Annotated in this window: 22 protein-coding genes; 16 read left to right on the top strand and 6 right to left on the bottom strand. The window is 42.0% G+C overall.

Features of this window, described 5'->3' with window-relative positions; translation table 11 throughout:
• Nucleotides 1–197 precede the first annotated feature (197 nt).
• The 3 genes from CLV95_RS01620 to lsa23 all read right to left on the bottom strand — a co-directional run bounded on the left by CLV95_RS01620 (nucleotide 198) and on the right by lsa23 (nucleotide 2,581).
• Nucleotides 198–1,376, bottom strand: coding sequence for a MaoC family dehydratase (locus CLV95_RS01620; RefSeq protein WP_026054904.1), 1,179 nt, complete (start codon nucleotides 1,374–1,376; stop codon nucleotides 198–200).
• A gap of 207 nt (nucleotides 1,377–1,583) precedes the next feature.
• Nucleotides 1,584–1,832: a hypothetical protein gene (locus tag CLV95_RS01615; protein WP_080600082.1), complete on the bottom strand. Its 249-nt coding sequence runs from the start codon at nucleotides 1,830–1,832 to the stop codon at nucleotides 1,584–1,586.
• Nucleotides 1,833–1,987: 155 nt separating this feature from the next.
• Nucleotides 1,988–2,581, bottom strand: a complete 594-nt coding sequence (gene lsa23, locus CLV95_RS01610; RefSeq protein WP_016749654.1) for a surface adhesion protein Lsa23 — start codon at nucleotides 2,579–2,581, stop codon at nucleotides 1,988–1,990.
• 85 nt (nucleotides 2,582–2,666) lie between these two features.
• On the opposite strand from lsa23, the gene CLV95_RS01605 reads away from it, so the two are divergent.
• Nucleotides 2,667–4,622, top strand: coding sequence for a M3 family metallopeptidase (locus tag CLV95_RS01605; protein WP_020764941.1), 1,956 nt, complete (start codon nucleotides 2,667–2,669; stop codon nucleotides 4,620–4,622).
• On the opposite strand, the gene CLV95_RS01600 is transcribed toward CLV95_RS01605, so the two are convergent.
• Together CLV95_RS01600 and CLV95_RS01595 are read right to left on the bottom strand one after the other, a co-directional pair.
• Entirely contained in the window at nucleotides 4,619–4,855 is a 237-nt protein-coding gene (locus CLV95_RS01600) for a hypothetical protein (protein ID WP_002731715.1), read from the bottom strand. The two genes, CLV95_RS01605 and CLV95_RS01600, sit on opposite strands and share 4 nt — an antisense overlap.
• Before the next feature lie 74 nt (nucleotides 4,856–4,929).
• Complete coding sequence (locus CLV95_RS01595; protein ID WP_026053921.1) at nucleotides 4,930–5,595, bottom strand: glutathione S-transferase family protein; 666 nt, start codon at nucleotides 5,593–5,595, stop codon at nucleotides 4,930–4,932.
• Between the two features lie 213 nt (nucleotides 5,596–5,808).
• Here CLV95_RS01595 and CLV95_RS01590 point away from each other — a divergent pair, with 213 nt between their 5' ends.
• The 3 genes from CLV95_RS01590 to CLV95_RS01580 are packed head-to-tail and all read left to right on the top strand — an operon-like array spanning nucleotide 5,809 to nucleotide 9,987.
• Nucleotides 5,809–6,594, top strand: a complete 786-nt coding sequence (locus CLV95_RS01590; protein ID WP_002727447.1) for an SDR family NAD(P)-dependent oxidoreductase — start codon at nucleotides 5,809–5,811, stop codon at nucleotides 6,592–6,594.
• 6 nt (nucleotides 6,595–6,600) lie between these two features.
• Nucleotides 6,601–7,797 (top strand): sterol desaturase family protein, encoded by a 1,197-nt coding sequence (locus CLV95_RS01585; protein WP_002727419.1) that lies wholly within the window; start codon nucleotides 6,601–6,603, stop codon nucleotides 7,795–7,797.
• Nucleotides 7,798–7,851: 54 nt separating this feature from the next.
• Nucleotides 7,852–9,987, top strand: coding sequence for a 7TM diverse intracellular signaling domain-containing protein (locus CLV95_RS01580; protein ID WP_016749655.1), 2,136 nt, complete (start codon nucleotides 7,852–7,854; stop codon nucleotides 9,985–9,987).
• 198 nt (nucleotides 9,988–10,185) lie between these two features.
• Here the strand turns inward: CLV95_RS01580 and CLV95_RS01575 are convergent, their stop codons facing one another.
• On the bottom strand, nucleotides 10,186–11,058 hold the full coding sequence (locus CLV95_RS01575) for an LIC_11366 family protein (RefSeq protein WP_016757336.1): 873 nt from the start codon (nucleotides 11,056–11,058) through the stop codon (nucleotides 10,186–10,188).
• Between the two features lie 63 nt (nucleotides 11,059–11,121).
• On the opposite strand from CLV95_RS01575, the gene asd reads away from it, so the two are divergent.
• The 12 genes from asd (at nucleotide 11,122) to CLV95_RS01515 (ending at nucleotide 24,715) form a co-directional block, all read left to right on the top strand.
• Nucleotides 11,122–13,353 carry an archaetidylserine decarboxylase gene (gene asd, locus CLV95_RS01570; RefSeq protein ID WP_002727464.1) on the top strand — a complete coding sequence of 744 codons (2,232 nt, stop codon included), beginning with the start codon at nucleotides 11,122–11,124 and terminating at the stop codon, nucleotides 13,351–13,353.
• A gap of 623 nt (nucleotides 13,354–13,976) precedes the next feature.
• On the top strand, nucleotides 13,977–14,312 hold the full coding sequence (locus CLV95_RS01565; protein ID WP_016749656.1) for a DUF971 domain-containing protein: 336 nt from the start codon (nucleotides 13,977–13,979) through the stop codon (nucleotides 14,310–14,312).
• Between the two features lie 231 nt (nucleotides 14,313–14,543).
• The gene (fliN, locus tag CLV95_RS01560) at nucleotides 14,544–15,605 is read left to right on the top strand and encodes a flagellar motor switch protein FliN (protein WP_002727421.1); all 1,062 of its coding nucleotides are present in this window, start codon (nucleotides 14,544–14,546) and stop codon (nucleotides 15,603–15,605) included.
• Nucleotides 15,602–16,414 (top strand): flagellar biosynthetic protein FliO, encoded by an 813-nt coding sequence (gene fliO / locus CLV95_RS01555; protein ID WP_002731753.1) that lies wholly within the window; start codon nucleotides 15,602–15,604, stop codon nucleotides 16,412–16,414. The genes fliN and fliO overlap by 4 nt, the downstream gene beginning before the upstream one ends.
• Before the next feature lie 37 nt (nucleotides 16,415–16,451).
• Nucleotides 16,452–17,240, top strand: a complete 789-nt coding sequence (fliP, locus tag CLV95_RS01550; protein ID WP_002727449.1) for a flagellar type III secretion system pore protein FliP — start codon at nucleotides 16,452–16,454, stop codon at nucleotides 17,238–17,240.
• Nucleotides 17,237–17,500 (top strand): flagellar biosynthesis protein FliQ, encoded by a 264-nt coding sequence (fliQ, locus tag CLV95_RS01545; RefSeq protein ID WP_002556446.1) that lies wholly within the window; start codon nucleotides 17,237–17,239, stop codon nucleotides 17,498–17,500. The genes fliP and fliQ overlap by 4 nt, the downstream gene beginning before the upstream one ends.
• A 6-nt stretch (nucleotides 17,501–17,506) precedes the next feature.
• Nucleotides 17,507–18,286, top strand: a complete 780-nt coding sequence (gene fliR / locus CLV95_RS01540; RefSeq protein WP_002727445.1) for a flagellar biosynthetic protein FliR — start codon at nucleotides 17,507–17,509, stop codon at nucleotides 18,284–18,286.
• On the top strand, nucleotides 18,283–19,818 hold the full coding sequence (locus tag CLV95_RS01535) for an EscU/YscU/HrcU family type III secretion system export apparatus switch protein (RefSeq protein WP_002727410.1): 1,536 nt from the start codon (nucleotides 18,283–18,285) through the stop codon (nucleotides 19,816–19,818). The genes fliR and CLV95_RS01535 overlap by 4 nt, the downstream gene beginning before the upstream one ends.
• A 9-nt stretch (nucleotides 19,819–19,827) precedes the next feature.
• The gene (gene flhA, locus CLV95_RS01530; protein WP_002727471.1) at nucleotides 19,828–21,945 is read left to right on the top strand and encodes a flagellar biosynthesis protein FlhA; all 2,118 of its coding nucleotides are present in this window, start codon (nucleotides 19,828–19,830) and stop codon (nucleotides 21,943–21,945) included.
• Nucleotides 21,946–21,996: 51 nt separating this feature from the next.
• Nucleotides 21,997–23,298 carry a flagellar biosynthesis GTPase FlhF gene (gene flhF / locus CLV95_RS01525; RefSeq protein WP_002727425.1) on the top strand — a complete coding sequence of 434 codons (1,302 nt, stop codon included), beginning with the start codon at nucleotides 21,997–21,999 and terminating at the stop codon, nucleotides 23,296–23,298.
• Nucleotides 23,299–23,323: 25 nt separating this feature from the next.
• Nucleotides 23,324–24,235: a MinD/ParA family protein gene (locus CLV95_RS01520; protein WP_002727418.1), complete on the top strand. Its 912-nt coding sequence runs from the start codon at nucleotides 23,324–23,326 to the stop codon at nucleotides 24,233–24,235.
• Nucleotides 24,236–24,238: 3 nt separating this feature from the next.
• Nucleotides 24,239–24,715 carry a hypothetical protein gene (locus tag CLV95_RS01515; protein ID WP_002727476.1) on the top strand — a complete coding sequence of 159 codons (477 nt, stop codon included), beginning with the start codon at nucleotides 24,239–24,241 and terminating at the stop codon, nucleotides 24,713–24,715.
• Nucleotides 24,716–24,761: the final 46 nt, after the last annotated feature.

Here is a 24,761-nt window from a genome sequence, read left to right as displayed (position 1 = left end):
CAGGCAATTGCCCAAACTTTTTTAAATCGAACTCACGTTATTTACCAGGATAAGGGAACACTTTTCGATTTCAATTTGCTTACGTTTTTGATGTCCGATTGGGTGAAAATAAAAGCTCCCATTTTTAGAAACGGAAGCGACTTGTCAGGATGTTCCAAACGAATTCGCAAAACATGAAATTGAAATCCGTTTGCAAATTAACCTCTTTTTTTAATCAAAACCTTCCTTTCGATTTCAAAAATTTTTTCCGAAAGTTTTTCTTTTCCGTGTTTTTTCTTATCGTTTTCTTTTAGGAAAAGGTCCTCGCCGAATTTATCGAAAGCGTCGTTCGCTTTGATATTTTTCAGACCGATGATCTGAAGATGGACTGCGCCGGTGGGAATGCCGAAATCGTTTCCGCGGTCTTCGACGGCCAGAATTCGGGTGATTGCGGTCACTGTGTCGCCGCTGAAAGAAGGTTGGGTATGGTAACCTTCGGTGAATCCGAGATCCCAAATCATATTTTCGGTGATATCTCTAGAAGTCATTCCGCATAACCATGCGAAGACGAGCCCTCCATAGACGACAGGCTCTCCGCCCATTGGACCTGAAATTCCGGAAGAATACAATTTGTCGTAGTGAAGTGGGTGCGTGTTTCCGACTCTATAAGTCCAAGGAAAATGTTCGTCTGTGATTGTTCTTCCATTTTGATGAATATAAATCTGGCCCGGTTTAAAGTTTTCGAAGTATGTGTCCGGCCAAGTTGCGGAATTATATTCGGTAGGAAATTTGAGAGACGGTAGTTCGATTACGGGAGTGTCGGTTTCAGGAAAGAATGCGTCTTTGATAACCGGTTTCGGATTTCCTTTCGGATTTCCGTTGGAACGATAAATCATGATTTTTCTTTCATATTGAAGGACCAATTCTTTCTTTTGATTCAGACAAATTGTGCGGACGCTGACGATTCCGGGTTTATCCGTGCCTTTATCGTCTACCTTGAGGATTTTGGTTTTTGCGGAGAGAGAGTCTTCCGGATAAACGGGTTTAAGGAATTGAACATTGTAATAACCAAGATTTGCGAGTGCTTTTTCGGAATCATTTTGAACTCCAAGGGAGAGAGCGATGTTAAAAACCTGAAGTGAAGAAACCAACATATCTTGAAAGCCGTGTGCTTTTGCATAAGCCGCGGATAAAAACAGAGGATTTGCATCCATGAAAGTAGTCGCAAATTCTTGAGCAAATGCCCTATCGATTGTGATTTCTCTTGGGTGTTCAAAAATTTCCCCTTCTGTAAATTCTTCCAGATATCTTCCATAAATATTCCGTTTTACTTGATCTTTAGAAACCGCAGTGCTTGTAGCTAACTCCGCAAAAGGTTTGTTTGGAATTTTGGTCATATAGGGCCCTCTTGTGTTTTCGATTTTTTCCAGTATTTTGTTTACGATCATACAGAAAAGTTTTTTCTTATCGAGCGATCCATAGAGAGCGAGATAGCCGTAGATAGCGGAGCGAGATCGAAGGCTCTTAGCGTAGCTAAGATAAGCGATCCATAGAGAGCGAGATAGCCGTAGATAGCGGAGCGAGATCGAAGGCTCTTAGCGTAGCTAAGATAAGCGATCCATAGAGAGCGAGATAGCCGTAGATAGCGGAGCGAGATCGAAGGCTCTTAGCGTAGCTAAGATAAGCGATCCATAGAGAGCGAGATAGCCGTAGATAGCGGAGCGAGATCGAAGGCTCTTAGCGTAGCTAAGATAAGCGATCCATAGATTCTTATTATTCCAACTCAACTTGTGAGGTGCTCTGGATCTTTCTTTTTCAATTTCGTTACAAGCTACTCTTAACGTGAAACTCAATTTCACTCCCTGCCGAATGACACATAGATGAATCAAAATCGGCCGCGGCAAACTCACGCGTGGCGACAAAACAAAGACTACCGCACTAAGGAAACAAAAGTATCTTGCTCTTTATGAATCCGCCCATCTTAGTGTAGCAAAGAGAGTCGATTATTTCATTTTTCCGAATAAAATAAGTCGAGTTCTTCTCTACTTCCGGTTCGGAGTTCTACAGAGTCTAATTTTTTCTTGGAAAGTCCTGGGTTCGAATCCTTTTCCGAAAGCATATGATTCCAGGTGTTGATAAACAGAATGTATTTTTGATTTTCTTTCATGAGTTGTTCCGATTTCAAAACAGAATCAAAATGATAGTTTTCGGCGAATTTTTGTTTTCCCGAATAGACGTTTTTGAGATGAACCGTCGATAGTTCTCCCGTTTTTGAAAATTGAAGACGAATTGTTTCGATGTCTTTATATCTACCGTATTTGAAACTATACATTGTATCTTTCCAAGGGGAAGGATGTTGTTCGTCTTGAAAGACTAGATTCAGTTCGATTTTTTTTCCGGAAGGGGTTTCTCTTCGGCTACAATAAATAATTTCCAATCTATTTCCGTTTTCGATGTCGAGGGCCGGTTGGATAAAGAGAGGAAGATCTTTTTGTGAACATTCCACGTTTGGAGAAAAAGTAGGAAGTTCGTTTTTTACATAAGAACATCCGACTGAAAAGAAAAAGGAAAATCCGAAACGCAAAAGTCGATTTGAAAACATAGATTCGTGTTTTACAATCGGTAGGTTTCCGGTCAAACCTGAAAAAATGGATGAAGTTTCGAAGGGTGGAGGGAAATTGGCGGAGATGTTACCGGAATTTAAAACAGATGATCCTGAAGGAACTAAAAATTCGATCTTAAAAAAGATTGAAAAAATTAGGGAGGAACTTCCGATTCTCCTTCGAAAAAAGGAAAGAACTTATGATCGCGTCATTCGTCCTTTGAATGATCTAGTGCAAGAGATGCAGATTGAGTTCACGGTTCTCGCCCATCTCAACAGTGTAAAAAATTCCGAACAAATTCAGGCTCTTTACACCGAAATACTTCCCGAGATCACTGCTTTTTATTCAGACTTAGGTCAGAACGAGGAATTGAATCTTGTATATCAGGAGATTTTAAAGAATGAAAACGATACATTGAATGTTCCCCAAAAAAAGGTATTACAGGATGCCATCACGCAGTTTAAATTGAGTGGAATCGGACTTCCACCAGAAATAAAAAAAAGAATTCAGGAAATCCAGGTTCGTATTTCCGATCTGGACAATCAGTTCTCTCAGAATTTGCTTGATGCGACTAATTCCTTCGAACTCGTTTTGGATCGTATTGAGGATGTGGAAGGAATACCCGAATCGGATTTGAATGCGGCTAAAACGGAGGACGGAAAGTATCGTTTCACACTTCATATGCCGAGTTACATGGCGTATATGACATACGGCCCGAATCGATCTATTCGAGAATCCTTATATAAGGCTTATACTACGAGGGCGCCTCAGAACGGAAAACTGATCGAGGACATACTCCGGCTAAGGAACGAACTTGCAAAACTCCTCGGTTATCGCAATTACGTAGAACTTTCTTTGGCGACCAAGGTGGCCGATTCGGGGAAGGTGGTTTTGAAATTTTTGAGGGATCTTGCAAAACAGGTGAAGTCGATCGCAGAAAGGGAATTTGTCGATCTTTCGAATTTTGCGAAGACTTTGGGGATAGATACACTTCAGGCTTACGATACCGCATTCGTGAGTGAAAAATTGATGAAATCCAGATTCGATTTCGACGAAGAGAAAACCCGTCCTTATTTTGAGAAAGAGAGCGTCGTTTCGGGAACATTCCAATTTTTGAATAAACTTTTCGGATTGGAATTTCGTAAAACGTTCGCTCAGGTTTGGGAAGAAAAAGTTCAGGTATACGACATCTATCGATCGGGAAAACTACTTTCCCGGCTGTATTTGGATTTGGAATCCCGCAAAGATAAACAAGGCGGGGCTTGGATGCACAATTGGCATTCTAGAAATCGAATCTCAGATAAGGAAGTTCTTCCGACTGCGTTCGTAGTCTGTAACTTTCCGGTTTCTACGAAGGATTCCCCTTCTCTTTTAAAACACAGGGACGTGGTCACTTTCTTCCATGAGATGGGGCATGCGCTACATCATCTTTGTACGAAAATCGAAGAACCTCCGGTCAGTGGAATCAACGGTGTCGAGTGGGATGCAGTGGAATTTCCTTCCCAGTTTTTGGAGAACTTCGCGACTGAAGCGGAAGTTCTAAAGATATTCGGAAAACATCATAAAACTGGAGAAACGATTCCGGATTCCATGATCGTAAAACTTAAGGAGACTAAAAACTTTCTTTCCGCAATGGGGATCGTAAGACAACTTGAGTTCTCACTTTTCGACATTCTCATTCACGAAAAAAATTATACCGAAGAAGAAGTGCATTCCATTCTTCAGAATGTTCGCAAAGAGGTTGCGGTAGTGATTCCGCCCGAATACAATCGTTTTCAAAACGGATTTTCTCATATCTTCTCTGGAGGTTATGCCGCGGGATATTATAGTTATAAATGGGCCGAAGTGATGAGCGCGGACGCCTTTTTCGCGTTTGTCGACAAAGGGTTCTTTGATCCGGAACTTTGTAACGCATATTTTACGGAAATTTTGGAAAAGGGAGGGAGCGAAAACGCGATGATTCTCTTCAAACGACTTTTAGGGCGAGATCCGGAAGTCGGATCTCTTCTCAAACTTTACGAATTAAAAGAAAGCTATTAAGAAAGGCTTTTCCTGAAATTTTGAAGGAGAGTTTCCTTTCCTGCCAGGAGAACTTCGACCTGATCCTGATCGATGTTGTAAACGACATTGCTACGAAGTGCGTCTTTGAACTCATTCTGGTCGATCTGTTTTTGATCGTAGTTTTCCTTTAAAAAATTATACCAACCTGCCAAAAGAATTTTGAGATGAGACAGTTCTCGGATCGGGATCGAAATTACTTTTTCTGGTTCCATAGAAACCACAGTAGGCTATTTTGCATACTGAGAGAGTCAAATCAATTTTAAACTACTGCTCGGAATTTCGACGTTCATTCGATTCTCGCTTTAGCTCTTGCAATGATTTTTTTAAGAGTTTGTTTTTCTTTCTCTACGAGCGCCGGACCCTCTTCTGTTTTCATAAATGCGAGATATTCTTTCCAGCCATTTAGCAAATCCAGGGGATGATTGTTCGGATAAATAGGGCGCAGTTCTTCGTCGATCATAGAGAGGTTTGCAAAAGCGGAGCAATCCGCCATCGTAAAAACGTTTCCTGCGATATAAGGAGAAAATCGAACCACTCTTTGAAGCGCTTTTACTCCTTTGACCAGAATTGGATGAACTTCTTCGATCAGTTCGGGAGAAACGGCTTTTCCTTTCATGCTCAGAAGATAGATTCTTCTCGCGGGAATGTCCAGATAGATCTCTATGATCGTCGTAATTTCCCTGACTCTTGCGGCTTTCCAGGGATCTTCCGGGATTAGTTTTGGTGTTTGGGGAAAAATCGTATCTAAGAATTCTAAAATAGCTCCCGACTCGGATATGAATTTTCCGTCTAGTTCTAGAACAGGAATTTTTCCCATCGGGCTGATCTTTAGAAATTCTTCGTCTTGAGAAGGAGAAACCCTAATTTGTTCGTATTCTAATCCTTTTTCCAAAAGCCCCAGCTTTACTTTGTTTACATAGTTACTGATATTTGAGCCGTACAGTTTGATCATGGAAAGGAAAAATAAGGACCGATGTTCATTGGCAAACACTTTTTCCGGATGATTGGGCGGTTTGTCTTAAAGATCGAATGAATGTGGATTCATGATTGGAAAGTTTTCAAATTCTTACACAGTTAACACCGAACGTCGTTTTCAATTCTTTCCAAAAAAAGTCTTTCTCTCTTTTTTCCTGAGATTAATTTCGACCGCAAGGGGAATCTATAAATGACAAAAACGGCAATCATTACGGGTGGTACAGTCGGAATCGGCTATGAACTCAGTAAACTTATCGCGGCGGATGGTTACGATTTGATTCTCATAGCAAGAAACGAAAAAACTTTAAAAAAGGTAAAGAAGGAAATCGAATCGTCAAACAAGGTAAAGGTGGAAACGCTTTCTGTCGATCTTACGGATCCGAAGGCTTCCAAAAAGATCTTTGATTTCGCGAAAAAATCGAAAGCGGTTGTGGAGATTCTTGTGAACAACGCAGGTTTTGGAACGAACGGAAGATTTGATCGAATGGATTTGCAGAAAGAACTGCAGATGATTCAAGTGAACGTGGCCTCTTTAGTCGAGTTGACACATCTATTTTTACAGGGTATGGTGGAACGGAAGAACGGAAAAATCCTGAATGTAGCGTCCACTGCGGCGTTTCAACCCGGGCCGAATATGGCGAATTATTATGCGACGAAAGCCTATGTGTTGTCTTTTTCGGAAGCAGTCTACGAAGACGTTTATAAGCATGGAGTAACGATAACCGCTCTTTGCCCCGGACCCACGAAAACCGAATTTTTCGAAAGAGCGGAGATAACCAAGTCGAAATTTTTGAACAATCCGATTGCTCCGATGATGAGCGCGAAAGAAGTCGCCGAAATCGGATACGACGCTCTGAAAAAAGGAAAACCGGTCGTAGTCTCGGGAACTTTAAACAAAATATTGGCCCAAAGCGTAAGGATCACACCCCGGTTTATTATCCGAAAGATCGCAAAGTTTCTAAATCAAAACAATTGAACAAAAATGCAAGGATCAATTTTAGATTTAGCGGTTCCCTTTTTTCTGGTTTTAATTGGATTAGAGATTTTTTATTCCCGGACAGTCGGAAAGAAAGTGTATCGGTGGAACGATACGGTTGCCGATTTAAGTACGGGCATTTTATTTTCTTTGACAGGGATCCTTGTAACGGTTGGTTCTCTTTGGATTTATGAGAAATTTAGAATGTTTTGTTCTTTGCAAGTTTTGTTCGGGATTCCGGAAATCCCTTTGGGGTCTCCGGTTTTTTGGGAGGACGGAAACTTTCAAATCCGATTTCGGAATTTGGCGGGCTGGATGTTCGTATTTTTAGCGGTGGATTTCGTTTATTATTGGTTTCACAGGGCTACTCATGAAATTAACTTTCTCTGGGCTTGTCACGTAACGCATCATTCCAGCGAAGAATTCAATCTTGCCGTCGCTTTGCGGCAGTCCAGTTTCCAGAGAGTTTTCGAATATATCTTTAATCTTTCGATTGCATTTTGTGGAGTTCCTTGGCAGGCATTTTTATTGGTTCACGGGGTATTAAAGATCTACCAATTTTGGGTGCATACGAGGTTGATTGGAAAGCTCGGATTTTTGGAGGAAATTTTGGTTACTCCGGCACACCATCGGGTGCATCATGGAAGGGATCCCAAATACATCGATAAGAATCACGGAGGAATTTTGATTTTTTGGGATCGGATTTTCGGTTCTTTTGTTAGAGAGGAAGAGGAGCCGATTTACGGGCTCACAAAACCGGTGACGACGTTCGATCCTGTGTATACGAACCTTCACGTTTACGAAGAGATTTTTTCATTGATACAAAAGACGAAAAGTTTCAAGGAGAAAATACTCGTTCTTCTCAAACCACCCGGGTGGAGACCGACGAGTCTCGGGCCTTCCGTTTTCCCTCAAGAAATTGATCGAAGCCGATATCAAAAATTCGATCCGGTTGTATCCGAACAAAAGACCGTTCTAGGAGTTTTGGAATTTCTTCTTTGGGCTGTTTTTTCGCTGTTGTTGTTGAAATTTTTTAAATCTGGGAATTTGGCTCTCTGGAAAATTTTTCCCGTAATCGTATATATCTTTTACGGATTCAAACATACCGGGTTTGTGTTAGACGGAAGCCCCGGAGGAAAATTTCGAATCGTTTTTCTTCTTTTGGGGGGAATTGTTCTTTCCTGGATTTTGTTTTTCGTTTGAGTTCGAGCAAAGGTCCGATTTAAAATTATGACCTGAAAATGATAGGTCCTATCTATGCGAAAAACAATGCTCCCTGCATTCCTTTTTTGTGTTTACTTTGTTTCGCGTCCATTGTTCGGGATCGACTTTGTTCATCTCGATGATTCTCCTTTCGGATTGGAGGATTCTTTCGAATATTTTGAGGACTCTTCCGGGAATTTGCGTTTTTCCCAGATTAGGACTTTGTCGGAAGAAGGAAAATTCAGCTCCGGGAATATAAGTTCATTAGGATATACAAATTCTGTAATTTGGATTCGGTTGAACGTTAAGAATTCTTCGGATCGGTCCATTCGTTGGATTCTCGAATATCAGTTTCCCGACGTGGATCTTGTGGAATATTACGATTTCAAAATGGGAGAATCCCCTTTTTATCGAGCTGGGGATGGAATTCCATTTGCGTTTCGTCCGGTTCAGTACCGAAATCCGGTCTTTCCTTCTGTAGCTCTTCCTAAAACGAACAAGTTCGTTTTTTTAAGAATCAAATCGGATTCCAGGATTCAACTTTCTTTCCGTTACTATTCGTCTGATACGTTTTACAAAAAAGTAATTTTCGAACAGTTCTTATTCGGACTTTTTTTCGGCTCTATGTTGATACTGGCGTTTTATTATCTTCTTTTGTACTTTTATACAAAGGAAAAAAGTTATTTCTACTTTGCCTCGTATATTTCCGGGTTTTCTTTTTTCCAGTTCGTTTTAGAAGGATTTGGATTTCAAATCCTTTGGCCCGACGCCATATTTTGGACAAATTCGAGTGTTCCATTCTTTTTTCTGATTTCTCTTTTTTTGATGTGTTCATTCGTGAACGCCTATTTGGATCTGGAAAATCGATCTAAGACGTCGTTTCGTTTATTTCGATATTCTCAAGTTTTACTTCTACTTTTTGCTCTGGGTTCTCCGTTTGTACCGGAACGATTCGGAATTTGGATTGGGTTGTTTGTGGCTTTCTGCTATATGATTTTTCTTTTTATCGGCGGAATCCGGAGTTTTACTCAGGGAGGTATTTTTTATTTTCTTTTTGCCTGGGGAATTTTATTTTCCGGCACGATTTTGTTTTTATTTCTACAAAGCGGTTGGTTCAAAAATTTTTCTTTGCGGTTTTGGGTGATAGAAATCTCTTCCTTGTTTCATGTGGTTTTTATGGGGCTTGGTCTTGCCGATCGCGTAAAGATATTATCCAGAACTTTATCTGTAAAAATCAGAGAGCTTCGTTTTGCAAAACGAGTCGCGGAACGTTCTGAAAAACGTTTTAAAAACCTTTTTGAGGAATCGGAAGAATTTCTTTTTACGATGGATACGAACGGAAAAATCCGCAATGCGAATAAGGCCCTCGGAAGGCTTTTGGGATTTGATCCGGAAGAAGTGATAGGTTGGGATTTTTTGGACCTGATCTTTGTATCTGGAGTTAAAAACGCTTCTTATGCCAAAATTTTAGTTCGAGATAAAATAGAAGAACTTTTGACGACGGAAAAAAGTTCGGAATTCACCGCGGAATTCAGACAGAAATTCGTTTTGGAACCGCGTCAAATTCGAGTTCGACTTCAGCTTTTGGATCTCGGGAATGAAAAATGTATTTTAGGAAAAGCTTATGAACTAAACGAGGATGTTTTTGCGAAATTCATCGTAAGTGAATCCATGCATTTCACCTTGAATAATTATCTTAGGAACGCGGATCTTTTGAGTCGTCTTTTGACGGTGAATCTTGCCCGTTTTATAGGGACGGAAGTTGTGATTGCGATTCGGACTTGTATCCGAGAAATCATTATCAATTCGATCGAACACGGAAATCTTGCGATCAGTTTTGACGAAAAAACGGAGGCTTTGGATGAGGGACGTTATCTTGAACTCATTCAAGGACGTCAGAAAGAACCGTTCTACGGCCGCAGAACGGTCAAAGTCTCGTATTCTTTGAACGCTCGTAGAATTGGCTTTCTAATCAGTGACGAGGGGGAAGGTTTCGATTATAAGAAAATTTTAAATTTAGACATCGAGAAGTTGAACGAAACAAGTTTGACTCACGGTCGGGGAATCTTGATGACCCGGTCCGTTTTCGATATTGTTCGGTTTAACGAGAAGGGAAATAGGGTGCTTTTGATTAAGTATTTGAAAAAGCCTCTTCGTTATAAACGGGAACAAACTGCTTTCGACGTTTAAGCGAAAATGTGAGCGGATTGAAACTTTTTTATCGTTTGTTTGTTTCGATATGCCTATTCATGAAGTTTTCATGCAATATATTTTTGAATTATACCCTTTAAAAGCCGTATTGAGGTGACGACTCGTAGATGATGTTGTCTCGGTTGAGGATAGTAATTGGATGGTCGATTTGTGAAGAGTATATTCAAAAAATAAATTTTAAAATTTCTGAGAGACTCCTAAGAAAAGGATAGTTGTCAAAACTTGAAATTCCAATTTGCGAGAGAATTGGCGGGTCGCTAACATCGCGGTTTGGTTTGTGGATTCGGTAAGAAGAGTCACATTTCCATTTTCGCTCAAATAAAAACTCGCAGATTCCCCGTTAAAGGTTCCGGATAAGGAAGGAATGTTGATCCAGGAAAATGCAACACCTAGTTGAAGGTTAGTGGATTCGGTGATCTTTCTGCTGACGACTCCTTCCAAACGGAATTCGATTCCAGTTCCGGTCAAAGAGCCTTCATGGCGAAAGGTTTCTTTTACCGAAGTTGCATACCCTTTGGAATCCCAATATACTTGAGACATTCCGATTCCAAGACCGCTTTGAAAGATCCAGCGTTTATAGTTCCATTCGTACCAATACATAAGAAGAAAATAAGGATTCGAAAGTTTAAAACTTAAATCCGTGTAAAAAGGTTCCGAAGAAAATTGTTTCAATCCGAACTTTTGCCATTCTCTGTAACCGCCGATGAGTCCGGCCCAACTTTCGGAAGAGATCTTTTTACGAAGGAATAGTTCTCCCTGAGCAATACGGTTTGGAGGATCGAGCACGGTTTTGGAAGCAATTCTAGGATCGTAGGTATCGGTGAAACCTCTCAAGAAAGAATTGAGTCTATCTTCTCCTTTATATCCGATTCCTGCCCTGAGCCCAAGTTCCCAGTAATGTTCTTCCAGGCTTGGTCGTTCCAATGCGGGTTTGGAAGAATGAGCTTTTGTTTTGGGAAATTCGCCTTCCGCCTTTAAAATGGATTCGGGAAACAGAAAAAAAAATAAAACACTCAAGAAGATCCTGAAAATTTTGCTGGTAGCCCTCATTATTACAGGATTTCTAGCAAGGACTTCCATACAAAGCGGATTTTCTTCCTATCGGGTAGGATCATGTTGCAATTTCATTTTTTTCAGTTTTTCGATTGGGACTTAGTCAGATTCTTTTTCTACTTCTTAAGTTTTATCGGGATTTTCCTAACGTTTAGACTTCGTTTCCCACAACTCCGGTTCTTCTTTCTCGCAGTAAAAATTTTCTCGGGTAATATGGATCATAAGGGTTCTCGTGGAAGGTTGGTTCACTCACAAGCGTTCTTTTCCGGAACCGCATCTTCGCTCGTTCCGGGTTCGGTGATCGGCTCGGCTTTGGCTCTGATGATCGGGGGGCCGGGAGTTTTATTTTGGATTTGGATTTCTTCCTTTTTCGTTATGCCTCTTCGATTTGTCTCTTCCACGCTCGCGATTCGCTTTAGAACCAAAACTGCATCCGGAAGATATCTTTCCGGTCCGATGTATTTCATTGAAAGGGCGTTGAAAGCGAAATGGCTCGCTATGAGTTTTGCGATTGTAGGGCTTTTGACTGTACTTGTGATGGGTGGAGCGGTACCGATGTTGTATGTGACTCATATCACAAATCGAGCTTTCGAGATAACGGGAATGACGGTTCCCTTTTTGTTGTCCGTGATTCTCGTATTTATCGTATTAGGCGGGGTGAGAAGAGTCGGAAAAGTTTCGGCGTATCTGGCTCCGATCGGAATTCTTTTGTTTTTTTCCGGATGTTTCTTTTTGTTTAAAAATTCCCTGATGAACTTCGAGGATTTTCTTCGTTTGTCGTTTCAAGAAGCGTTTCAACCTACGGCTGCCGTTACGGGAGGAAGTTTTGTTATAGCTAGAATTTTCGGTATGGCTTCCGGAATGTTTTTCGTTTCCACGGAAACCGGGATCGGTAAAAGCGCCGGATTATCCGGAGTCGTAAGAACGGATTATCCAGCGAAACAAGGTCTCGTGAGTATGCTTGCTACCTTTTTCGAAGGTTTTATCATTTCCACACTCGTGATCTACGTGCTTTCTTCTTATGGCGCATTTAGGGCGGAAGAGCAAGTTGTATTCTTAAACGCTTTGTTTCAAGGACATACCGGTCCTGTAAAACTCGCCTTTTTCGGATCTTTTTTATCATTCGGGGTTCTTTCAATCACTGGTTGGTTTTACACGGGAGAGCAGAATGCGCTTTATATGTTCGGGGAAAGGTTTGCGAACTTTTTTAGAATGCTCTTTTTGGTTACGATTCTTTCGGCAGCTTATCTTTATGTGAAGAATGGAGACTGGATTCTTTTCGAAGTTTTCGGTTTGGGGTATTCTCTCTCAATCGTTACCGCCGTTCCGGTTTTAATTTCTTTGGTTTTGCTTGAAAAAATTGCGAGAATGGAGTTAAAACGATTTTTAGCAGAAAGCGGAGCGAGATACGAAGTTTTAAAGGATTTTTATCTTTTAATATTGTCCGTCGTTCCTAAGAATTTGCTTTCTCTCTTATTCGGACTTCTGGCTTCTTTCAGGCTTCCACGTTTTCTTTTGATTCCGATTCTGAAGGCATTTGCAAGAGCGTATAAAATCAACGTTGATGAGGCGGAATTTGAAATCCAAGAATATAATTCTCTCAATGCATTTTTCACAAGAGCCTTAAAGGCGGAAGCCAGGATCATCGATTCCGCAGATAATGAAATGGTATCTCCCGTGGATGCAAGGATTACCGGTTATGGGGATATCAATCAAAGAATTATCATTCAAGCCAAGGGGGTCGATTATAACCTGAAGGAGCTTTTAGGGGGAGGCGGGTCGAAGTATATAGACGATTTTACGAACGGAAAATACATCACATTTTATCTTTCACCCCAGGACTATCATAGGATTCATTCTCCCGCCTACGGAAAAATTTTAGGTTATTACTACGAACCCGGAAAGTTATTTCCGGTAAATGAGCTTGCAGTTTTTGGCATTCGAGGGCTTTTTCCGAAGAATGAAAGATTGATCACCTACCTACAGACTGAATACGGAAAGGTGGCCGTCATCAAGGTGGGTGCTTCGAATGTAGGAAGAATTCGAGTGACTTACGACAATAAGATCGTGACGAACAGTCTCATTCGAACTGCGAGAACCGTAGAATATAAGGAAGTTTCGATCATGATCGACAAGGGAGCCGAACTAGGGCGGTTCGAGATGGGATCAACGGTGATTCTTCTCATGGAAAAAGATACGTTTCAGTTCGATGCACTGACCATGAATGAGAAAATTACTTATGGGACCACGATCGGAAGATTCGGAGGGAAAAAGTGTAAACTTCCTAGGTAGTGGGGTCTTATTTCAAAGACTTCCATTCGCTTTTGGAAAATCACAAGTGAAATCAAAATGGGGATAGTGTTACAATAGGGTTTGTAAGGCGAAGTTCGGATTTTATTTTTGGAAAACAACTTTATGCTGAAGTGATATGAACTAAAAGCTTATGGGAACCTCTATAAAATAGATTTTAGAATTCTCGAATATCGTAAAACAGTGGTTTCTTATGGGAATTCTTGATAACGTTTCTGTTGTTTTTTGATTTTATAGAGGTCCCTAATCTCAAAAATCAATATCTTTGTTTACTATTCGGGCGTATGAAGGTGATACCAAAAATTAACCGGGTGATTTTTGCAAAGGTGAAGTCCTCATAAAATTGCGCCGAATTCGGCTTTTTTGAAGAAGAATTCTAACTTTTGAAGCAAACTTATTATAGTATTCTTTTCATGCGTTCGAGTAGTAAAATGTTGCTTCCAATCACTTGAGATCTCTGTCGGAAATTATATCGAAGATGAGATTTCAACGGTATAGAGCGATTTTTTCGGAAATAGTAGGAAAACTTTTGAGATGGTTTCCTAAAAATGCCAAATGCAATTTTGAAATTACTCGTATGAGAAAAAGTGTAATTATGGATAAAAATGATGCAGCTGAGTTTAAAAGCGACTACACCCGATCAGATTGATTTTGATGAGAACTATCTGAAGATCACCTGGAAAGACGGAGTGACTTCGGTCTTCGATTTGTTGGACCTTAGAAAACGTTGTCCTTGTGTCGTTTGTAAAGGAGGTCACGGAGGAAAAGTAGGAGCTACTACAGGGGCGATCCAGTCGATTCGGCTTTATTCCGTCAATAAAGTCGGAAGATACGCGATCAATCCAATCTGGAGTGACAATCATCAAACGGGGATTTATTCTTATGATTCTCTGAGAATGTTTGCGGATGGTTTGGGAGGGGAGCTTGTGGAAAAGGGTTGATTCATTCACTCGAATTCTAGATTCAAAGCCTGCGATTTGCCATTTTGCGGATGCGGTCAAAGATAAAATTTGTGGGAACTCACTCAGTCGAAGATCGTCCCGGTTTGTTTTTCTGAAAAAAGGTTGTTTTTACCCGAAAATTAGGTGGAATCAGGTTGGGAAGAAAAAAAGGGGTGACAAAAATCCTTTTCTTATGTCCCATAAACTAAAATTCCCGGGAGAGTTCCCAAAATGGGTGAAGGTTCCCTTTCACAGGAAGAGATTGACGCATTACTCGCCGGAGCAAGTGATTCATTTGACTCGGGTGCTGTGGCATCTAGTGCCACACAAAAAGAAGTTCCAGGAATGTCTCCTGTGGATCGGGATATTCTGTCGGATCTTCTTTCTTCCTGTTTTCAAGTCGCTGGGAACACATTAGGCGCGGTTCTTTCCCGTTCTTCTGCATTTTTAAACCCGAACGTGGAAACCAAGTCTCGAAAGGATGTGGAATCTGAACTTAAATCGGGGTCTTTTCTTTTATATTCGACTCTATCTGGAAGTGTGAACGGGAGAATCGTTCTAGCGATGTCTGCGGAAAATGCGGTGAAAATCGCAAATTCTATGATGGGTGGCTTTGAATCGGGAGAGCTGGATGAAGCTCAAATACAGACACTTCGAGATTCCCTTACTCCTGTAATGGGAGCCTTAATTTCTCAAATCAGCACGAAAACCGGAGGCGGGATAAATGGCTCTCCCTCTGAAACTAGAAATGTAACTTCTCCTGCCGCACTAGTTCTACCAGACGGAGAAACTATGGTGCGTGTTTTTTTTAATCTTACTATCGAAAGTATTCCTTCCTTTCGAGTTCAGTTCCTGCTTTCTCTATCCACTGCCTCGGATTTGTTGAATCTTTATCGCCGTTCCGGAAGTGTCGGCGGCGATATGAGCAATATGGGAATGGGAGGGATGGGAATGGGAGCCTCCCCAGGCTCCATGTCGGTTAAATCGGTCGCATTTCCGAATTTAGGAACCGCGAGTGGTGCATCAAACACTCCGAACCTAAATCTTCTCATGGACGTTCAGATGAGTGTAACGGTGGAATTAGGAAGAACCAAGATGTATATTAAAGATATCTTAGGTTTGGGCGAGGGTTCCATCATCGAGTTGGATAAACTCGCGGGCGAGCCCGTGGATCTTTTGGTAAACGGAAAACTGATTGCAAAAGGCGAGGTTGTCGTTATCGATGAAAACTTTGGTGTGCGGGTAACGGATATAGTAAGTCCTATCGATCGGATCAAGCCGGAGGGTAAGTGAGATTTTTAGGCGCTCTTCGAATGGACGGAGGGAATGTCCCTTTTATCCTTGCTGTTCTAGTTATATTCAATTTTACTGTTGTTTCTTTGAGTGCTCAATCCGAAAGGGAACTTATGGATGAAGCTCTCAAAAAAGAGTTGGGTCGCTCTTCTGCCAAAGATGAAAATAAGAGTTTAGGCACAAATTCCGACGTGAAAAAAAACGACTCTTCCAAAACGGAAGTTCCTTCTGCCGGAGTAAAATCTACTCCGAATAATACTGCTGAAACGGAGACAAACCCGGTCGCGGAACGTTATAAAACTCAAGACGAAGGACCCGGAATTGCCGGGACTTTGTTTCGAGTTGTTTTCATTCTTGGGTTGCTTTGTGTGGCACTTTACTATATTCTAAAATATGTATCTAGGAATCGAGAAGGTCGCCTTCCGGTTCGAGGCGAGATGAGTCTTCTTTCGAGTATGATGCTCGGGCCGAACAAACAACTTCAGATCGTGGACGTTTCGGGAAAGTTATTGGTCCTCGGAGTTGCGGACAACGGAATCAACCTGATTACGGAGATTACGGATACGGAAGTCAAACATAGGATTCTGCAAAAGAAAGAAAACTTTCAGCCCCCCGAAGGAGGGTTTTTAGTTACGGTTCTCGAACAGATCAAGGACTTGAATTCTCGGATTTCCGGAGAGGGATCGGTCGATTCGAGCGAAAAAATGAAAACCGCCCGGGAAGAGAAACGAAGGCAGGCTCGTAAGAAGTTGGATGAGCTTAAAGAGAAAACAAGCTCGCTTGAAAGCGGGCTTTTTGATTTGAAATGATGTGAAAGAGTCGGGGATTTAAGGAAAGATTCTTCAAGTGAAAATGAGACATAAAAAGTTTATCAAGAACATAACGTGGATATTGCTACTTGCGGCGAGTTTGTCCCTAAGTTCTTCTTTTTTGGAAGCTCAATCTCGAATTCCAATTCCTAATTTGAACATCAACGTGAACGAGGCGAAGAGCCCGAGAGAAACGAGCCTTTCTTTGATGGTTTTGTTTCTAGTTACGATTCTTTCCCTGGCTCCTGCGATCGTGATGTCCCTGACTTCCTTTACGAAAATAGTGATCGTTCTTGATTTTGTGAGAAGAGCTCTTTCGATTCAGAATCTTCCGCCAAATCAGGTGATGATGGGTCTCGCTCTTTTTATGACTTTTTTTATCATGGCCCCTACGTTGAATACGGTTAACGAAAGAGCTTTGGCTCCGTATTTGGAAGGTAAAATCGATACGAATTCCTTCTTTGAAAAAGGAATGGTTCCGATTCGCGAGTTCATGATGCGCCAAATCGGAACTTCCGGCGCCAAAGACGTGGCTCTATTTTTAAAAATTGGAAAAGTTGAAGAGGTGGAATCCTTCGACGACGTTCCTTCTTACGTTTTGATTCCGGCATTTATGTTGAGCGAAATCAAAAAGGCCTTTTGGATCGGGATCATTATTTTCATTCCGTTCATTGTGATCGATCTCGTGGTCGCATCGGCGCTTCTTTCCATGGGCCTCATGATGTTACCTCCTGTGATGGTCAGCCTTCCGTTTAAGTTGATTCTGTTCGTTCTTGTGGACGGCTGGAATCTAATTGTTTACGAATTGGTTCGGAGTTATAAATGACGGAGCTCGATGCGATGACTCTTATACGGGATTCGCTTTATATCACTCTGAAAATTTCGTCTCCGATTCTACTTACCGCTTTGGTTGTGGGTTTGATCATCGGGATTTTACAGACTACTACCTCGATCCAGGAACCTACGATCGCTTTCGTTCCCAAACTCGTGGCTGTTTTTGTCGTGATTGTGATCTTTTCCTCTTGGATGATTCAGACGATGACGGATTATACTCGGAATTTATTTCTGATGATCGAGAAATTTTAGAATATTATGGAATACTTTATCAATCATTTTCAAACATTTCTTTTGATCCTTTCGAGATTGATGGGGTTGTTGTCCGTTGCTCCCGTATTCTCCTATCCGTCCATCAGCGTCCCTCAAAAGATGATTTTTTCGTTTTTGGTTTCCGTGATTTTATTTCCGGTGACCGCCGGTTTTTTACCTCCTGTTCCCGGGGATATGGGAAACTATGGACTTGTGGTTCTCGCGGAAGTTCTGATCGGAATGCTTCTCGGTTTTTTGATTAGTTTGATCTTTGCGGCATTTCAAATGGCAGGAGAATTCTTTAACGTTCAATTGGGTTTTGGTTATGCGGAGATTTTGGATCCTGTAACCCAGACTAGTTTGCCTGTGATCAGTACTCTTAAAAATCTTCTGGGAATGCTTCTCTTTTTAACTTTAGGCGCTTATCGAATCATGTTTGAAAGCCTTGCATATTCTTTCGAGAAGATTCAGGTTTTAAGATTTGTTCCCGAAATTCAAAACGGAATTTACAGAGCGATGGAAGACGCGGTCGGAGCGATGTTTCTCGTCGCGTTTAAGTTGTCCCTTCCCGTTCTTGGAATCATTTTGCTTGTGACTGTTTCCGAAGCTTTAATGGGGAAGGCCGCTCCACAACTTAATATCTTGCAGTTATCCTTTCCGATCAAGGTTACGATCGGCTTGATCGTGATGATCTTTATTACCCCTTATTTGATTTCACAGATGGGGGCGGCTTTTGATTTGTCCTTTGATAAAGTCGATCTGATGCTTCAAGGATGGCCGAAATGAAAGGGACGCGTTGGTTGAAAAAATGGCTCAGGGAGGAAAGTGCCTCTTATGACGCGCCTCTTAGAAAACGTCATGCTGCGTTTTTTAAAGCTGAGCAACGTGTCTTTTGTTACTTCCTCCCCGAGAAATCAAATCGTATTCTCCCGGGATCTAACGTTTCTGAAAAATGTAGTACCTCCGACGTCCTCCGTGATACGAGCGGCGCCCCTCCCTTGTTGGGTGGAGGAGGTGGGCTGGCGGGGAGAATTGCGAAATTTTTCTCTATCACGAAAATTCTCGGATTGCAAAAAGAATTTTTAAATCCTGTCGGAACTCTGAAAATTTTCGAAAGGTTCGAGAAGTTTTTCTTCCGCCGGTTTGGGCAAGACAAAGAGGCTGTTCGGATCCCGCTTTCCCTGCTTTGTCCAACAAACACGTGTTATACGATGTCGGCGCTCGCGACCGATTTCAAAATCGACTTACAACTCTTCGCCGCTGAAGATGAAGGCCGAACCGAACCCGGATCCGAACGAAGAAGAAGAGAAGAACGCGAAAAAGGAAACGTTCCCAAATCTCCCGAACTCCCCGCAGCAGTGGTGCTTCTCGCGGGAGTCATCCTCATATATCTCATGGGAGAATATTTCTTCATGAGAACATTTTACATTCTCCGTAAATATATTCACGGAGTAGGACAGAGAACCGATATTAGTTCCGAGTCCGTGACCGAACTTTTAAAAAACGCCTCCACGGATTTGTTCACACTCCTATGGCCTTTGCTCGGAATTACATTTGTCGGTGCTGTGATCGGAAACGTCGCACAAGTGGGATTTATTTTCACGCCCCGCGCTTTGAGTTTTAATTTCAGTAGGATCAGACCCAACTTTAAGAAAGTCCTTCCGACACGTCAGACGCTCTTTAACTTGGGAAAATCCCTCGCAAAGGTAGGATTGATCGCGTGGGTTTCTTATATAATCATTAGTAAGGATTTTTTTTCGATCCTTATTTCCGGAGAGATGGGACTTGAACAGGCAGTCGCTCTTGTGATGAGTAGTTCTTTTAAGATCTTTTTGGTCGTAGGGATTATTCTTCTCGCGATCAGCATCGTGGACTATTTATATCAAAGATACGAATACGAAGAGTCTTTAAAGATGACTCCTTCCGAAGCGAAGAGAGAAGCCAAAGAATCCGACGGGGACCGCTCCCTTCAAGCAAGAAGAAGACAACTCGCCCGTGATATGATGAATAAGCGAAAAATGCTCGCGAAGGTCCCGGAAGCGGACGTTGTCATCACAAACCCGACTCACTTTGCAGTGGCTCTGGAATACAAACCCGGAATTCACAAGGCGCCGATCGTAATTGCAAAGGGTGTGGACGATTTTGCGCTTCTTATCATTCGAATCGCAAGAGAAAATGGAGTTCCCACGGTGGAAGATCGTATTCAAGCACGAGGACTTTATGAGGAAGTGGAACTTGGGGCGGAAGTTCCACAGCAATTCTATCGTGCGATCGCAACCATTCTCTCTCGTTTGGAATCTTTTCGGAGAGCCGTATAAGAGGAAATTATGGAAAAGAAATGGTGGAATCAATCCGACGTGATTTTAGGAGTCGGAGCCGTTGCGATCGTCGCGATGCTCGTAATTCCGCTTCCCGGGCTTATATTGGATATTTTGATTATCGTTAGTTTGGCAATCGGGCTTTTGGTTCTTCTTACTTCGCTTTCGGTCAACGAGCCCGCGGATTTTTCGATCTTTCCGAGTTTACTTCTGATTACTACGTTGTATCGACTTGCACTCAATGTATCGACTACGAGACAAATTCTTTCCAAAGGTCCTGCAATGAACAGCCACGTCATTGACGCTTTCGGATCTTTTATCATAGGAAGCGAGTCCGGACTTTCTAAATATGTGGTGGGATTTATCATATTTATCATTCTCGTTCTTGTTCAGATTCTGGTGATCACAAAAGGTGCGACTCGGATTTCGGAAGTTGCGGCCCGTTTTACTTTGGACGCCTTGCCCGGAAAACAGATGGCCATCGATATGGAACTTTCTTCCGGAAATATCAACGAGGAGGAAGCCAAAAAAAGGAGAAAGAGGATAGAAGCCGAAGTGGACTTTTACGGTTCCATGGATGGAGCGAGTAAATTCGTTCAAGGAGACGTACGAGCCGGGCTTATCATCACCGCCATTAATTTGTTAGGCGGAGTGATCATCGGTTCTTCGATTCGAGGAGAATCTTTCACCCAGGCCATCGAAACCTACGGAAAGTTCACCATAGGGGACGGACTCGTGTCTCAGATTCCCGCACTGTTGACAACAGTGGCAACCGGTATTATCGTCACTCGTTCCGGTTCCGAATCGGATCTTGCTACTCAGTTCAAAAGCCAACTCTTCAGCAATTCCAAGGTTCTTTATGTGGTTGCGGGAAGTTTGGGATTTTCCGCATTTATTCCGGGACTACCGTTTATTCCTTTAGTTATTCTTTCGGCGGGAATTGCTTACTTGGGGTATTCGCTTGAACAAACCGTTAAAGAGCAACTTGAATCGATCGAGAAAAAAGAGAAAGAATCAGGTCAGGATCGTAAACCGAAGGATTTTTACGAAGAACTCAGGACCGATCCAATCGAAATCGAAGTCGGTTATCATTTAATTCCGTTAGTCGATACTTCTCAAGGTGGAGCGTTGCTGGATCAAATCAGCAATCTCAGAAAAAAGTTTGCCCAGGACAACGGAGTTGTAATTCCTCCCGTAAGAATTTTAGACAACTTGGATTTAAATCCGGATACGTATTCGATTAAGATTAACGGAACTGAGGTGGGAACTTCCACGGTAAAGCCGGACAAGTTGATGGCTCTCAATACAAGTCCGGGAACGGCGGAATCGATTCAAGGAGAGGATTTTCTCGAACCTTCTTTCGGTCAAAAGGCGAAGTGGATTTCCTCCGAAGATAAGTCGGAGGCCGAAGCGAAAGGTTACACCGTGGTCGACGCGTCTACCGTGGTTGTTACACATTTAAAAGAACTTTTGGCTACACACGCATCTACCTTGCTCGGAAGAGAAGAAGTCAAAAAACTTCTGGATCATTACAAAACGAGTTATCCGACGCTCATCGGAGAATTGGACGCGGACAAACCGGGTAACTTGGGAATCATCCAACAAGTGTTACAGAATCTTCTCAGGGAAGGTCTTGGAATCAGAAACCTCGTGCCTATACTTGAATCGATTGCGAACAATTTGTCTAAGTATCAAAATCCTTATATACTCACGGAATTGGTACGACAGTCCGTTGCAAGAACCGTGGTGAAGGATTATCTTTCCATAGACGGTAAACTGCGTGTGATTACACTTGAAAGTAGAATTCTTGATCGGCTCAATAAATCGATCACTCAGGACAGAATCGAAAACAGGGACGTTCTTTCTCTGGCTCCTGATTTTTACAGAAAATTAATCGATAGTGTCGCCGAACTCTATCGAAATTTTCGAATGGAAGGAAAGTTTCCGATTTTTGTGGTGAACCGGGAAGTACGTTTACCGTTTTCATATCTACTCGCAAAGGAGTTTCCGCCTCGCAATTTTGGAGTCCTTGCGTATGAAGAAATACATTCTTCCGTAGATTCGGTGATAGAAGCCGAACTCAAACTTCCTCAAACACAAACCGTGGGAGTAGAGGAAGAAGTATGAAATTATTGGAATATTCGATCTTTCTAAAGGGAAAGGATCGGGGAGTTGAAAATGGAATTCGCTAAAATCCGTGGTAAAAGTTACCAAGACTGTTTGATGGAAATGAAAATGAAATACGGTTCGGAAGCGACCGTGATCTCTCAAACCGTAGTTACCGAAGGTGGAGTGATGGGAACGGGGCTTCTTGCTAAGAAGATGATCGAAATTCAGATTGGGATTCCGGAAAAACAGGCTTCTCGTGAAAAGATAGAACGTAAACTTCAGGATCTAAAGGATCTTTTAAAACAAAAGTCTTATGTTGCTCCGGAGAAAAAGAAAACACTCCAAACTTTAAAACCTCTTTCCAGGGCTTTGGAAGAAAAGGAAACGACGACTACCCCTGAGGATTCTTGGGAACTTGAAGAAGTCATAACTGAACCGGAAAGAGTCATCGGTCTTTCCTTTGAAAAGGAACTTTTTGAAAGGAATCCCCTCTCTAAAAAAGAGACTTTCATTGTTCGAGGGAAAAAAGATTCTCCTTTGAGCAGATTGGGAGAACGATTGGTTCGGGAAGGAATGAGCCAGGGTTATGTGGAAGAAGTTCTTTCTAAGATCGAAGAAAGGCTTTCTCCGATTGATCAAGGACGTAATCACTCTGTTTCCGAAAGGGCAACTCAAGTGCTTGTCGAAAGGGTCAGTGTGGATCCGGACCTTTTTCAAGGGACCGGGAAAAATCAAAGAAAAGTGGTTTTTCTCGTAGGACCTACAGGCTCCGGTAAAACGACAAGTATCGCAAAACTCGCCGCAAAATATTTCCTACACATGGGGAGATCCGTGTCGCTTTATACGACGGATAATTATAGAATCGCCGCGATCGAACAGCTCAAACGTTACGCAGACACAATGGGAATGCCGTTTTATCCAGTTAAAGACATAAAAAAATTCAAGGAAACTCTGGCCCGGGACGGTTCGGAATTGATCCTTATCGACACCGCGGGTTACAGTCATAGAAATCTCGAACAACTGGAAAGAATGCATTCGTTTCATTCTTGTTTCGGAGAAAGGGATTCGGTGGAAAATCTTCTTGTCCTTTCTGCTATTTCTTCCTACCATCATACGAACACAGTATTGAAAGCCTACGAGTCTTTAAACTATCGAAGAATTCTTCTCACAAAATTAGATGAGGCGGATTTTTTAGGTAGTTTTCTCGAATTGGCCGATACATACTCTAAGAGTTTCACATACTTCAGCGTAGGTCAGGAGGTTCCCTTTGACATTCTTCCTGCCGATAAAAATTTGATGGCTGAGTGTGTGGTAGCTTCGGAGAAAATTGCTGAGCTGAGAGGAGAAGTTTTCACCGTCACGGGGAGCTGATCCGAAGCTCTGGAAGAGGTAAAGAATGGATCAGGCGGCTCATTTACGGAAACTCACCGAGGGAAATACGAGTCTAAAAGTTCTGTCATCCAGAAAGCTCAGGACAAAGATCATAGCGATCGCGTCCGGGAAGGGAGGGGTTGGGAAGAGTACCGTCTCTGTAAACCTCGCCATCTCTATGGCAAGAGCCGGACAAAAAGTCCTCGTGTTCGACGGGGATTTGGGACTTGCTAACGTAAATGTAATTCTCGGGATCATTCCAAAATACAATCTTTATCATGTCGTCAAAGGTCATAAAAGCCTGAAGGATATCGTCATTCAAACTCCGGAAGGAGTGGATATCATTGCAGGGGCTTCCGGTTATTCTCAACTTGCGAACTTAAACGACACTCAGAGAAATTCTCTGATCAAAGGTTTCTCCGAATTAGACAATTATGATGTTATGATCATCGATACCGGTGCTGGGATCAGCTCGAACGTCATCGGTTTGACTCTTCCCGCGGATGATGTGATCGTGATTACGACTCCGGAGCCTACGGCGATCACCGATTCTTACGGACTGATCAAAGCGATCGTATCTCAAAGTAGGGATAAAAATTTGAAGATGGTCGTAAATCGAGTAAGAAGCGCGATCGAAGGGAAAAAAGTCGCGGACAGAGTGATCGATATCAGCGGGCAATTCCTTGAAGTAAAAGTCGAAAATCTGGGATTTATCTTTCAAGATGAGGAAGTGGAAAGAAGTATTCGGGAACAAAAGCCGTATATCATCAGTTCACCAAAAAGTAAAGCGGCGGCGTGCCTGAATCGTATAACGTATTCCCTTTTAAATCAGGAAATAGAACCTTTGGAAGACGCCGGTATCAGCGGGTTCTTTAAAAAGTTTTTTAACTTTATGGATGTCCGAAATAAAGAATTTGATAAAAGTGACGAAGAATAGTCCTTGAATCTTCAGATCCTATTTATAGGCGTTTTTGCCATTATTGCTTTGATCGTAAGTTCGTTTTGCGGATTTTTTATCGGAAATAATTTCGGGCATATTATTCTTGTAACTATTCCTTCCATGATTGCGTTTGCTGTTTTCGGATTCGGAGTGCACGCGTTTTTGGAAAAAAAAGTCCCCGAGTTTTTGGATTTTCTTTCCAATCTTGGGGAAGGGGTCTCTCCTGCCGCTTCCAATTCGGAAAGCATCGGAGGGGGGCATGATTATACAAGTCATGCAAGTGATACTGAACTTTCATCGGGTGATGAGTCGTCTTCCAATACGGAAGTATTTGCGTCAGCGGCTTCGAAACCTCAGAAAAACGGTAATTTCGGCGATCATATTATGGTCGAAAATATAGCGATCAAAAACGAGCCCAAATTAATGGCGGAAGCAATTCGTACGATGTTGGCTCGGGATGATATGGGTGAAAAATAGTTATTTCTTTTTAAATTCTTGCCATTCGGTTTTAGAAATCGAATGA

The organism is Leptospira borgpetersenii serovar Javanica, assembly GCF_003046425.1.
Lineage (GTDB): Bacteria > Spirochaetota > Leptospiria > Leptospirales > Leptospiraceae > Leptospira > Leptospira borgpetersenii.
Note: the sequence above shows the minus strand (reverse complement) of the source record. Positions and strands in the feature narration are given on the sequence as shown.